The organism is Phytopseudomonas seleniipraecipitans, assembly GCF_900102335.1.
Taxonomy (GTDB): Bacteria; Pseudomonadota; Gammaproteobacteria; order Pseudomonadales; family Pseudomonadaceae; genus Aquipseudomonas; species Aquipseudomonas seleniipraecipitans.
Map to the genome: position 1 here is coordinate 89170 of NZ_FNBM01000008.1, position 12250 is coordinate 101419.

Genomic DNA, 12250 nt, shown 5'->3' on the forward strand with positions numbered 1-12250 from the left:
TTGCCCATGAAGCTGATGCTGGCTGGTACCGTCCTACTTGGCTGCGTTGCGCTCTCCCTGTGGCTGTGGGCCTCGCCCCAACGCGACGCGCGTTTCGATGCCCTGAAGGAGCGCCTGCACGAGCTCGACGAAGCCTCGCCAGGCCAGCTGGGGGTCTACCTGCTGCGCCCAGCCGATGGCAGCGAAATGAACTACAACGCGGATCGTACCTGGTACCTGGCCTCAGCAACCAAAGCAGCGATCGCCATCGCCGTGTTGCAGGAAGTCGACGATGGAAAGCTGCAGATCGATCAGCAGGTCGCCCTCGAAGAAACCGACCGTGTGGACGGCTCCGGTGGCCTGGTGTGGGAAGAAACCGGCGCCCGTTACAGCATCGCCGAGCTGATCCGGGAAATGCTTCAGGAGAGCGACAACACCGCTGCCGACATGCTCATTCGTGTGGCCGGTGAAGAGCAGATCAACGCACGCATCACCGCGGCCGCCGGCAGCGATTTCGGCCAGGTGACGACCTTGCTGAAGGTACGCCACGAACTCTATCGCCAACTGCACCCGGATGCCGACCAGCTGGAGAACCGCCAGATCGTTGAGATCGCCGCAGCGCCGCTTGGTCCGCAGCGCGTCGAAGCGGTGGCCAATTCGCTCGAGCTGAAAACCGATCAGCTTGAGATCAGCGACCTCGACGAGGCCTACAGACGCTATTACCAGACCGGCCTGAACAGCGCGACGCTGGTCGCCTACGGGCAGCTGCTGGGCAAACTGGCGAGCGGCGAGCTGCTGTCACCTGAGAGCACCGAATTGCTCTACGGCATCATGGGCCTCGACAAATATGAGGCCTATCGCCTGGAAGCCGGCCTGGACAAGGCGCTGCCCTTCATTCAGAAAACCGGTACCCAACAGTACCGTGCCTGTCATGTAGGCGTGGCCAATCCGCAGGATGACAACGCCTTGGTAATCGTCGCCTGCGCGGCCGAACTCGACGAGAACGACGAAGCCGGCAAGCTGTTCGAACAGGTTGGCGAAGCGGTTCAGGAGTTGGTGCTGAACACAGGCAGGGCCGAAGCTGCGTAACACGCACCCAATAAAAAGCCCCCGCAGGCTCACGCCTGCGGGGGCTTTTCTAGTCAGCTAGAACTGGATCAGTTCTTGGCTTTCTTGGCAGCGCGGGTACGCTCGCCTTCGTCGAGGATCTTCTTGCGAAGACGGATCGACTTCGGGGTCACTTCGCACAGCTCGTCGTCCTGGATGAATTCCAGCGCCTGCTCCAGAGTGAAGCGAACTGGCGGAACCAGGGCGATGGTTTCGTCTTTACCCGAAGCACGCATGTTATCGAGCTTCTTGCCTTTGGTTGGGTTGACGCCCAGGTCGTTGTCGCGGCTGTTCAGACCGATAACCTGACCGTTGTAGATTTCCTGGCCGTGCTCGACAAACAGCTTGCCGCGCGCCTGCAGGGTTTCCAGGGAGTAGGTCAGTGCCTTGCCGGTATCGATCGATACCAGTACGCCATTCTGACGGCCGGACATGTGGCCGGACTTCATGGTGTCGTAACGGTCGAAGATGGAGGTCAGGATGCCTGCACCGTTGGTCAGGGTCAGGAACTGGTTACGGAAACCGATCAGACCACGAGCCGGGATGTTGTATTCCAGGCGTACACGGCCCTTGCCATCCGGGACCATGTTGCTCAGGTCGCCCTTACGCAGACCCATCTCTTCCATGACCTTGCCCTGCGCTTCTTCAGGGATGTCGATGGTGACGTTCTCGTACGGTTCCTGCTTGACGCCGCCCACTTCACGAATGATCACTTCCGGACGGCCAACGCCCATTTCGAAGCCTTCGCGACGCATGTTTTCGATCAGTACCGACAGGTGCAGTTCACCACGGCCGGAGACCTTGAACTTGTCAGCCGAGTCGCCTTCTTCAACGCGCAGGGCCACGTTGTACAGCAGCTCCTTGTCCAGACGCTCCTTGATGTTACGGCTGGTGACGAACTTGCCTTCTTTACCGCAGAACGGCGAATCGTTGACCTGGAAGGTCATGGATACGGTCGGCTCGTCGACGGTCAGCGGCTTCATCGCTTCGACATTGTTGATGTCGCACAGGGTGTCGGAGATGAACAGCTGGTCCATACCGCTGACACACACGATGTCGCCGGCGAACGCTTCTTCAACGTCGATGCGGTGCAGGCCATGGTGACCCATCAGCTTGAGGATACGACCGTTACGCTTCTTGCCGTCGGCACCGATAGCCACAACCGGGGTGTTCGGCTTGACGCTACCACGGGCAATACGGCCGACGCCGATAATGCCGAGGAAGCTGTTGTAGTCCAGTGCCGAGATTTGCATCTGGAACGGACCGTCACGGTCAACAGCCGGAGCCGGGACGTTGTCGACGATCGACTGGTACAGCGGGGTCATGTCTTCGGCCATTTCAGTGTGGTCGAGACCGGCGATGCCGTTCAGGGCCGAGGCGTAGACGACTTTGAAGTCCAGCTGTTCTTCGGTGGCACCGAGGTTGTCGAACAGGTCGAAGATCTGGTCCAGAACCCAGTCAGGACGCGCGCCCGGACGGTCGACCTTGTTGATCACCACGATCGGACGCAGGCCGGCTTCGAAGGCCTTCTTGGTCACGAAGCGGGTTTGCGGCATCGGGCCGTCCTGAGCGTCGACCAGCAGCAGCACAGAGTCGACCATCGACATCACGCGTTCTACTTCACCGCCGAAGTCGGCGTGGCCGGGGGTATCGACGATGTTGATGTGGTAGCCGTTCCAGTTGATCGCGGTGTTCTTCGCGAGAATGGTAATGCCACGCTCTTTTTCCTGGTCGTTGCTGTCCATCACGCGCTCGTCGTTGAGCTCGCCGCGCTCCAGGGTGCCGGACTGGCGCAGGAGCTTGTCGACCAGGGTGGTTTTGCCATGGTCAACGTGGGCAATGATGGCGATGTTGCGTAGATTCTCGATCACAGTAGTGGTCTCGTAGGTTGGGTCGGGCTACCCAGCAGTTGCATTCAGCGGCCCAACGCGAAAAATCGGGATAAGGATAAAGGCAGTACGTTAACGATGTGTGGCGACAATGCCGCCGCGAATCGGGTCGGGAGGTCGGTGGCGGATACTGCCGCCATTCAGCCCAGGCGTTTTATGCCGGACGATAAACGCGCACATTGGCATGTCCCTCGCTCAGCAGGTGATGAGCATGCAAGCGGCTCATCACGCCCTTGTCGCAGTAAAGAAGGTACTGGCGGGTCGCATCCAGCTCTTTGAAACGATTGTTCAGTGCGTAAAACGGCATGGCCTGCACCTCGATGCCATCGAGTTGCAGCGGCTCGTCGTCGACCAGATCCGGGTGACGGATATCGATCACCACGTGGCTGGGCAATGCCTCTCTGAGCTCCTCGACCTGCACATCCTGGCCCAACTCCTCGATCACCCGATCGATGGGCAACAGCCGCGCCCGCTCCAGCGCTCGCTCGAGCACCGCCATGTCGAATTGCTTCTCTTCATAGACGACGCGATCAGGCTTGGCCTTGGTGGTCGGGTTTACCGAAATCACACCACAGTATTCCGGCATATGCCGGGCGAATGCCGCGGTACCGATGGCCTCGGCGGTATCAATGATGTCCTGCTTGTGGCTGGCGATCAGCGGGCGCAGCACCAGTTTGTCGGTAACTGAATCGATGACCGACAGGTTCGGCAGAGTCTGGCTCGACACCTGGCTGATCGCTTCACCGGTCACCAGCGCATCGATCTGCAAGCGCTCGGCCAACTGACTGGCAACGCGCAGCATCATACGCTTCAGGGTCACGCCCATGTAGCTGTTGTCGACCTTGCCGAGAATCTCGCCGAGTACTTCCTCGAACGGCACGCTGATGAACAGCACGCGCTGCGAGCGCCCGTACTTCTGCCACAGGTAGTGGGCGACTTCCATCACGCCCAGCTCGTGGGCACGACCACCGAGATTGAAGAAGCAGAAATGGGTCATCAGGCCGCGGCGCATGATCTGGTAGGCGGCGACGGTGGAATCGAAGCCGCCGCTCATCAATACCAGGGTCTGCTCCAGCGAACCCAGTGGATAGCCGCCCAGGCCCGGATGCTGGTGATGAATGACGAACAGCCGATCATGGCGGATTTCGATGCGCACTTCGATTTCCGGCTTCTTCAGATCGATGCCCGCGGCGCCGCACTGCTGGCGCAACTGGCTACCCACATAACGTTCGACATCTATAGAAGAGAACGTGTGCCGGCCGCCACGCTTGCAGCGCACCGAAAACACTTTGCCTGGCAGCAGATCAGCATAATGACGCTTGCACTTTTCGACGATGTCGTCGAAATCACCCAGCGGGTATTCGTCGATCTGCAGGAAATGCACGATGCCCGGCACACAGCTCAGGCGCTCGACGATTTCCTGCAGAACCTTGGCCTCGGTGACCTCGGTTTTCACTTCCAGATTGTCCCACACACCAGTCACCTGCAGCTGCGGATCGAGATCACGCGTGACTGCACGGATGTTCTTGGCCAACTGCCGGATGAAGTTCTTACGAACCGGCGGGCTCTTGATGGTGATTTCTGGAAAGACTTTGACGATCAGTTTCATGGGAGCAAATATCGGGCACCAGGGCCTGAAAAACAGGGGCGCGGATTATAGCGGAAATTGCTCAAGCTTTGATCAAAAATCCGCAAACAATCCGTCATCGCACCAAAACAGCGCACCATCTCGCCATATCGCACCATTAGGGAGCCCAATCGCCCCGTATCGATGCGAAGATACCCACGCCAGCGCTGGTTTTCAGGGCATAAGTCCATCTCGGGGCACTGGCATGCAAATTGCTCCCTTGTGAGGCAGGGTGTCCTGGCAGACCATCATGCCCGGCGTCACGAACTCAAGAAGGGTTAATAGAAGACCCTATCCACCTGGAGGACAACATGTCTAAGGCTGTTCAACTGATCAAAGAACACGACGTGAAGTGGGTTGACCTGCGCTTCACCGACACCAAGGGCAAGCAGCACCACGTGACCATGCCGGCCCGTGATGCCCTGGACGACGAATTCTTCGAAGTCGGCAAGATGTTCGACGGCTCCTCCATCCATGGCTGGAAGGGCATCGAAGCCTCCGACATGATCCTCCTGCCGGACGACAGCACCGCTGTTCTCGACCCGTTCACCGAAGAGCCGACGCTGATCTTGGTGTGCGACATCATCGAGCCGAGCACCATGCAGGGCTACGATCGTGACCCGCGCTCCATCGCTCGTCGCGCCGAGGAATACCTGAAGACCACCGGTATCGGTGACACCGTCTTCGTTGGCCCGGAGCCTGAGTTCTTCATCTTCGACGAAGTGAAATTCAAGTCCGACATCTCCGGTTCCATGTTCAAGATCTACTCCGAACAAGGTTCCTGGATGACCGACCAGGACGTTGAAGGCGGCAACAAGGGCCACCGCCCTGCCGTCAAAGGCGGCTACTTCCCGGTTCCGCCGTGCGACCATGACCACGAAATCCGTACTGCCATGTGTAATGCCATGGAAGAAATGGGCCTGGTCATTGAAGTTCACCACCACGAAGTGGCGACTGCCGGCCAGAACGAAATCGGCGTGAAGTTCAACACCCTGGTAGCCAAGGCTGACGAAACTCAGACCCTGAAGTACTGCGTGCACAACGTGGCCGATGCCTACGGCAAAACCGCCACCTTCATGCCGAAGCCGCTGTATGGCGACAACGGTTCGGGCATGCACGTGCACATCTCGGTGTCCAAAGACGGCAAGAACACCTTCGCTGGTGAAGGCTATGCCGGCCTGTCGGAAACCGCTCTGTACTTCATCGGCGGCATCATCAAGCACGGTAAGGCCCTGAACGGCTTCACCAACCCGTCGACCAACTCCTACAAGCGTCTGGTTCCAGGCTTCGAAGCGCCGGTCATGCTGGCCTACTCGGCTCGCAACCGTTCCGCGTCGATCCGTATCCCGTACGTGTCCAGCCCGAAAGCGCGCCGCATCGAAGCTCGCTTCCCGGATCCGGCTGCCAACCCATACCTGGCTTTCGCAGCACTGCTAATGGCCGGCCTGGACGGTATCCAGAACAAGATCCACCCTGGCGATGCAGCGGACAAGAACCTGTACGACCTGCCGCCGGAAGAAGGCAAGCTGATCCCGCAGGTATGCGGCAGCCTGAAAGAAGCCCTGGAAGAGCTGGACAAGGGCCGCGCGTTCCTGACCAAGGGCGGCGTGTTCTCCGACGACTTCATCGATGCCTACATCGAGCTGAAATCGGAAGAAGAAATCAAAGTGCGCACCTTTGTGCACCCGCTGGAATACGACCTGTACTACAGCGTCTAAGCCAGCCTCGCTGCGCCTAGCAGTGCGACAAAACCTCCCCGGTTCGCCGGGGAGGTTTTTTTATGCGCCATGATTTTTCGGAGCGAGTGCAAATCCTCGACGCAGCATGCTTGCCAGCGCGTCGCGGCAGTGCAAGGCTATCGCCATCACCTGGACAGGAGGCCGGCCCAATGCGCCGTACGCTCGCGTGCTTGCTGCTGATACTGGCTCTGCCGGTCAGCGCACAGATCTACAAGTACACCGACGCCAATGGCAACACGGTGTTCACCAATCAGCCCCCGGAAGGTACCAAGGCCGAGAGTGTCGAGCTGAAGCCGATCAACACCACGACGCCAGCGGCAACACCGGCGCCCTCCGCAGAACCGCGATTAAGCGAGATGCCCCAGAACCCCTATCAGGTGCTCGAACTGCGCGACCTCCCCAGCGAAGAAGCGCTACGCGCCAACAATGGCACCTTCTCGGTGGGCGTCAGCATCGAACCACGCCTGGGGCCGGGCCATAACCTGCAGCTGATACTGGATGGCAAACTCTACGGTTCGGCCAGCAACGTGCCGCGCCTGCAACTCAACGAAGTCGACCGTGGCGAGCACAGCCTGGCGGTCGCTGTCGTGCAGGGTGAGCAGATTATCCAGCAAAGCGACACACGCACCTTTACAGTGCAACGGGTGAGCACCAACAGCCCGGCCCGAGGTAACTGAACACGATGCGTACCCTGTTTCTTGGCCTGCTGCTGATTACCCTCCCCTGTGTAGCCCAGGTTTATACCTACGTGGATGCCGAGGGTAACCGGGTGTTCACCGACAGCCCGCCAGACGGCAGCAATGCCAGGCAGCTGCAGATGGCGCCTTCCAACCGCATCGAGCCACCTGCGGCACGCACTGTCGCACCGGCGCCAGTGACAGCGCCCAGCGGGCCAATCCTCAATTACGAACTGCTGCGAATCACCATTCCGCAACCAGACGCGACCATCAACGACAGCGCCGGCAAGCTGATCGTCACCGTCAGCAGTGATCCCACCCTGCATCCTGGCCACAGCTACCGCCTGCTGCTGGACGGCCAGCCGGTCGGCACGCCAGGGCGCAGCCCGGTGTTCCCACTGGAGAATGTCGACCGCGGCACCCATCAGATCGCCGTGGAAATCATCACCGAGGGTGGCATTATCGTCGAGCGCACGCCCAGCCAGCCCTTCCACATGAAGCGCGTCTCGCTGGCCCAGAAGCGCAAGGTTCGTCCTTGCGAAAAAGGCGATTACGGCGTGCGTCCCGAGTGCCCACTCAAGGACAAACCGAAAGAGGAAGACAAGGGCATCATCAGTATCCTGCCCTTCTTCTAAACCCTGCCGAGCCGTGCTGGTCAGCCGCGCATCACAGTGAGCCAGCAGCACGCGACTGGTTACAAACCAGATCGCACCAATAAGGTGCACATAGGCGCACCCATTTCTATACTCGTCCCAAATTGGCACACGGCGTCTGCCGTGAGTGCGCCTAAAAGTTGCCAAAACAGGCCCATCGCGCGTTTGCGCGCGTCTTTTGAGGGCTTTGGTTTGCTTCTTGCATTTTCTCCTGCACTGCCGGGCCGCCCAAGGTACGCCGCACCGACCTTGAGCACCCGGCCCTTTTGCTGCTGTACACCGCACGAGGAACGAATTTTGGCTGGTTCCCCCACGCAACGAGGCGTATCACGCTGCGCCTCGTTGCCAGATAACGATCATCGCCCTGCTGCTGCGCGCCCTTATCAGGCACACACCAGGGCCTGGCTGGCAGACGCTGCACGATGATCATTAACGACTCCCTGCACCGCTTGCTACTCGACAACCTGACCACGGCCACGCTGCTGCTCAACGCTGACTTGCGCCTGGAATACATGAACCCCGCTGCCGAGATGCTCCTGGCGGTCAGCGGGCAACGCAGCCACGGCCAGTTCATCAGCGAACTGTTCACGGAAACCCGCGAAGCGCTGGGCGCCCTGCGCCAGGCAGTGGCTGAAGCGCACCCGTTCAACAAGCGCGAGGCGGTACTGACCACCCAGACCGGCCAGAGCCTGACCGTCGACTATGCCGTCACGCCGGTGCTCAGCCGCGGCGAAACCATGCTGCTGCTCGAAGTGCACCCACGTGATCGCCTGTTGCGCATCACCAAGGAAGAAGCCCAGTTGTCCAAGCAGGAAACCACCAAACTGCTGGTGCGCGGCCTGGCCCACGAAATCAAGAACCCCCTGGGCGGCATCCGCGGCGCCGCCCAGTTGCTGGCGCGTCAGTTGCCGGAAGAAAGCCTCAAGGACTACACCAACGTCATCATCGAAGAGTCGGATCGCCTGCGTAACCTGGTCGATCGCATGCTTGGTTCCAACAAGCTGCCATCGCTGGCGGTCACCAATGTGCACGAGGTGCTAGAGCGGGTCGCCAGCCTGGTGGAGGCCGAGAGCCAGGGCAGCATCGTACTGGTGCGTGATTACGACCCGAGCATTCCGGACCTGGTCATCGACCGCGAGCAGATGATCCAGGCAGTGCTCAATATCGTGCGCAACGCCATGCAGGCACTGGCAAGCAAGCCGGACGTGCACCCGGGGCGCATCACCCTGCGCACCCGCACCTTGCGGCAATTCACCATTGGCTACATTCGCCACCGCCTGGTGACCAAGATCGAGATCATCGACAACGGCCCGGGCATCTCGCCCGAGCTGCAGGAAACCATCTTCTATCCCATGGTCAGCGGGCGTGCCGACGGCACCGGCCTGGGCTTGGCGATTACCCAGAACATCATTAGTCAGCATCAAGGCCTGATCGAATGCGAGAGCCATCCTGGTCACACCGTGTTCTCGATCTTTCTGCCGCTGGAACAAGGAGTAACTCCGACATGAGCCGCAGTGAAACCGTATGGATCGTTGACGACGACCGCTCCATCCGCTGGGTGCTGGAAAAAGCCCTGCAACAGGAAGGCATGACCACCCAGAGTTTCGACAGCGCCGATGGCGTGCTCGGCCGGCTCGCTCGCCAACAGCCAGACGTGATCATTTCCGACATCCGCATGCCGGGCTCCAGCGGCCTGGAGTTGCTGGCGCGAATCCGCGAGATGCACCCGCGCTTGCCGGTGATCATCATGACCGCGCATTCCGACCTGGACAGCGCCGTAGCGTCCTACCAGGGCGGCGCGTTCGAATACCTGCCCAAGCCGTTCGATGTCGACGAAGCGGTTTCGCTGGTCAAGCGTGCCAATCAGCATGCGCAGGAGCAGCAAGGCCTGCACGTGCCGGCGGCAGAAGCGCCGACCCCGGAAATCATCGGTGAAGCGCCGGCGATGCAGGAGGTGTTCCGCGCCATTGGGCGGCTTTCACATTCCAACATCACCGTCTTGATCAACGGTGAGTCCGGCACCGGCAAAGAGCTGGTCGCCCACGCCCTGCATCGTCACAGCCCGCGTGCAGCGTCGCCGTTTATCGCGCTGAACATGGCAGCGATTCCCAAGGACCTGATGGAGTCCGAGCTGTTCGGCCACGAGAAAGGCGCGTTCACCGGCGCCGCCAATCAGCGCCGCGGGCGTTTCGAGCAGGCGGATGGCGGCACGCTGTTCCTCGACGAGATCGGCGACATGCCGGCGGATACCCAAACCCGCCTGCTGCGGGTACTGGCCGATGGCGAGTTCTACCGGGTCGGCGGGCACACACCGGTGAAGGTGGACGTGCGCATTATCGCGGCCACCCACCAGAACCTGGAAAGTCTGGTAACGGCGGGCAAGTTCCGTGAAGACCTGTTCCACCGTCTGAACGTCATCCGTATTCATATTCCGCGCCTATCGGATCGCCGTGAGGACATCCCGACCCTGGCCCGCCATTTTCTCAGCCGTGCGGCCACCGAACTGGCCGTCGAGCCAAAGCTGCTGAAGAGCGAAACCGAAGACTACCTGCAGCAATTGCCCTGGCCGGGTAACGTGCGCCAGTTGGAGAATACCTGCCGCTGGATCACGGTCATGGCCTCGGGTCGCGAAGTGCATGTCGATGACCTGCCACCTGAACTGCTTGTGCAGCCCCAGGACAATGCGCCGGTCAGCAACTGGGAACAGGCGCTGCGCCAGTGGGCCGATCAGGCGCTGGGCCGCGGCCAGTCGAACCTCCTCGATAGCGCAGTACCGGCCTTTGAGCGGATCATGATCGAGACGGCCCTCAAGCACACCGCCGGACGCCGCCGCGATGCCGCCATCCTGCTGGGCTGGGGCCGCAATACCCTGACCCGCAAGATCAAGGAGCTGGGCATGAACGTCGGCAGCTCCGAAGACGACGACAGCGACGACACCTGAGCTGTACCTGCTCCCGCAAAAACGCCGCGCCGCGATCAGGGCGCGGCGTTTTTTTATTGTTCGCGTGTGCGGCTGGTTCAGCCTCCAACGGACGCAGCGGCGTCCTTTCCTGGGTATCGCTGCGCTCAACCCAGGCTACCTGGATTGTCTACAACATTGGATTTGTTAAATCTGCCCGTGCGCGGATAAACCAGTGACATTGGTGAAACACTGAGGCGGTTTTTTAGGCCTCCCTGACATTGCACATCATCAGCGCCGTAGCCTGCGCCCTCGCCCCTGCAACGCTAAAGCGAACTCATCCCTATCTGCAGAGAATGCACGCCATCAGCGCACGCAAAGCGTGCCCATGCACCCGAGCGGAACATCCGCGCGCAGGCGCCGTATCGGACCAGATGCAGGCATGTACCGCACAAGCCAGTAAAACCGGGGCCTACCAGGGGTAAGCAAAGACTGGCACGCGACCTGCACTGGTATGAATAACCCAGTTTCGGGGACCTTGGTACAGGCAGGCCGGGGATTCCCCTCTTTCTTTGGGAGCCTCGGTACAGGCAGGCCGAGAACTCCCTTCTTTTTTCAGGGGCTCTGGTACAGGCAGATCAGAGATTCCCTTTTTTCTTCGGGAGCCCGGGTACAGGCAGGCCAGGTGCTCCCTCTTTTATCCGCTACAGCGGCGCCAGACGAATCGTCAGGCGCCAGTGTCCATCGACCTTCTCGGCATGCCATTCACCGCGCAATGGCCGCGCCGCCAGAACACGAAGCTCCAGCTCCCGCCCCTCACGCACCACTCGCCAATTGGCTGCACGCCCTGCAATCTGCAGTTGACCCTGCTGCTCACGCCCCAGCCCCTCGAAACGCAACAGGAAAGCGCCTTGAAAGTTGCCAACCTGCACGCGCGGCTCGACGTTGAACCACAGCACCAGCCGATCGTCTGCCGCGTCTACCTCTTTCAAATGCATTGCATCGGGGTGAAACAGGCGGCCGATCATCAACCCGACCAGAAAACCAAAAATCGCCAGCGAGCCGATTACGCGAATCCACGGACGCGGTCTTGGCGGCTTATCGGGCGTAGAATAGCCGCCGTCTTTTGGCTCGGAGCCGTGCATGTTTCATGTCATCCTTTTTCAACCGGAAATTCCGCCCAACACCGGTAACATTATCAGGCTATGCGCCAACAGCGGCTGTCACCTGCACCTGATCGAGCCAATCGGCTTCGAGCTGGACGATAAACGCCTGCGCCGTGCTGGGCTGGATTACCACGAGTACGCCCCGCTGCAGCGCCACGCCAGCCTCGAGGCCTGCCTTGAAAGCATCGGCCAGCCTCAGGTATTCGCCTTCACCACCAAGGGCTCGCAGCCATTCCATGAAGTGGCCTATCAGCCGGGCGATGCCTTTCTGTTCGGCCCGGAAAGCCGCGGCCTGCCGCAGGAAGTGCGTGACGCCCTGCCAGAACAGCAGCGCGTGCGCCTGCCCATGCGCGAGGGCTGCCGCAGCCTCAACCTGTCCAACACCGTGGCGGTCGCCGTCTACGAAGCCTGGCGTCAGCACGGTTTCAGCATGGGCGACGATTAAACCCAAAGGCGCACCGGGCTAGATGCGCAGCTTTTGTAGCCCGGCGTTGAGCGCAGTGAAACCGGAGAG

Annotated in this window: 10 protein-coding genes; 7 read left to right on the forward strand and 3 right to left on the reverse strand. The window is 60.4% G+C overall.

What is annotated here, in order from left to right; genetic code table 11:
- The first annotated feature begins 6 nt into the window (after nucleotides 1-6).
- Nucleotides 7-1068: a serine hydrolase gene (locus BLS60_RS16485; RefSeq protein WP_338061640.1), complete on the forward strand. Its 1062-nt coding sequence runs from the start codon at nucleotides 7-9 to the stop codon at nucleotides 1066-1068.
- A 68-nt stretch (nucleotides 1069-1136) separates the two neighbouring features.
- On the opposite strand, the gene typA is transcribed toward BLS60_RS16485, so the two are convergent.
- Nucleotides 1137-2957: a translational GTPase TypA gene (gene typA, locus BLS60_RS16490; RefSeq protein ID WP_070880563.1), complete on the reverse strand. Its 1821-nt coding sequence runs from the start codon at nucleotides 2955-2957 to the stop codon at nucleotides 1137-1139.
- Between the two features lie 172 nt (nucleotides 2958-3129).
- Entirely contained in the window at nucleotides 3130-4584 is a 1455-nt protein-coding gene (thiI, locus tag BLS60_RS16495; RefSeq protein WP_092370172.1) for a tRNA uracil 4-sulfurtransferase ThiI, read from the reverse strand.
- 329 nt (nucleotides 4585-4913) lie between these two features.
- Here thiI and glnA point away from each other — a divergent pair, with 329 nt between their 5' ends.
- From glnA to ntrC, 5 genes are all read left to right on the forward strand, one after another.
- Nucleotides 4914-6320 carry a glutamate--ammonia ligase gene (gene glnA, locus BLS60_RS16500; protein ID WP_070880561.1) on the forward strand — a complete coding sequence of 469 codons (1407 nt, stop codon included), beginning with the start codon at nucleotides 4914-4916 and terminating at the stop codon, nucleotides 6318-6320.
- Nucleotides 6321-6490: 170 nt separating this feature from the next.
- Nucleotides 6491-7018, forward strand: coding sequence for a DUF4124 domain-containing protein (locus BLS60_RS16505; RefSeq protein ID WP_070880560.1), 528 nt, complete (start codon nucleotides 6491-6493; stop codon nucleotides 7016-7018).
- A gap of 5 nt (nucleotides 7019-7023) precedes the next feature.
- The gene (locus tag BLS60_RS16510; protein ID WP_070880559.1) at nucleotides 7024-7653 is read left to right on the forward strand and encodes a DUF4124 domain-containing protein; all 630 of its coding nucleotides are present in this window, start codon (nucleotides 7024-7026) and stop codon (nucleotides 7651-7653) included.
- A 440-nt stretch (nucleotides 7654-8093) separates the two neighbouring features.
- Nucleotides 8094-9179 carry a nitrogen regulation protein NR(II) gene (glnL, locus tag BLS60_RS16515; protein WP_092370175.1) on the forward strand — a complete coding sequence of 362 codons (1086 nt, stop codon included), beginning with the start codon at nucleotides 8094-8096 and terminating at the stop codon, nucleotides 9177-9179.
- Nucleotides 9176-10612: a nitrogen regulation protein NR(I) gene (gene ntrC, locus BLS60_RS16520; protein ID WP_070880557.1), complete on the forward strand. Its 1437-nt coding sequence runs from the start codon at nucleotides 9176-9178 to the stop codon at nucleotides 10610-10612. The genes glnL and ntrC overlap by 4 nt, the downstream gene beginning before the upstream one ends.
- Nucleotides 10613-11274: 662 nt before the next feature.
- Here the strand turns inward: ntrC and BLS60_RS16525 are convergent.
- Nucleotides 11275-11715: a hypothetical protein gene (locus BLS60_RS16525; RefSeq protein ID WP_092370178.1), complete on the reverse strand. Its 441-nt coding sequence runs from the start codon at nucleotides 11713-11715 to the stop codon at nucleotides 11275-11277.
- On the opposite strand from BLS60_RS16525, the gene trmL reads away from it, so the two are divergent.
- Nucleotides 11714-12181: a tRNA (uridine(34)/cytosine(34)/5-carboxymethylaminomethyluridine(34)-2'-O)-methyltransferase TrmL gene (trmL, locus tag BLS60_RS16530; RefSeq protein ID WP_092370181.1), complete on the forward strand. Its 468-nt coding sequence runs from the start codon at nucleotides 11714-11716 to the stop codon at nucleotides 12179-12181. The genes BLS60_RS16525 and trmL overlap by 2 nt on opposite strands.
- The last annotated feature ends 69 nt before the right edge of the window (nucleotides 12182-12250 follow it).

Bases quoted from the DNA above. Each gene is read 5' to 3' on its own strand.
- ntrC (WP_070880557.1), top strand. From the start codon at position 9,176: ATGAGCCGCAGTGAAACCGTATGGATCGTTGACGACGACCGCTCCATC.
- glnL (WP_092370175.1), top strand. From the start codon at position 8,094: ATGATCATTAACGACTCCCTGCACCGCTTGCTACTCGACAACCTGACC.
- BLS60_RS16485 (WP_338061640.1), top strand. From the start codon at position 7: ATGAAGCTGATGCTGGCTGGTACCGTCCTACTTGGCTGCGTTGCGCTC.
- glnA (WP_070880561.1), top strand. From the start codon at position 4,914: ATGTCTAAGGCTGTTCAACTGATCAAAGAACACGACGTGAAGTGGGTT.
- BLS60_RS16505 (WP_070880560.1), top strand. From the start codon at position 6,491: ATGCGCCGTACGCTCGCGTGCTTGCTGCTGATACTGGCTCTGCCGGTC.
- BLS60_RS16510 (WP_070880559.1), top strand. From the start codon at position 7,024: ATGCGTACCCTGTTTCTTGGCCTGCTGCTGATTACCCTCCCCTGTGTA.
- BLS60_RS16525 (WP_092370178.1), bottom strand. From the start codon at position 11,715: ATGCACGGCTCCGAGCCAAAAGACGGCGGCTATTCTACGCCCGATAAG.
- thiI (WP_092370172.1), bottom strand. From the start codon at position 4,584: ATGAAACTGATCGTCAAAGTCTTTCCAGAAATCACCATCAAGAGCCCG.
- trmL (WP_092370181.1), top strand. From the start codon at position 11,714: ATGTTTCATGTCATCCTTTTTCAACCGGAAATTCCGCCCAACACCGGT.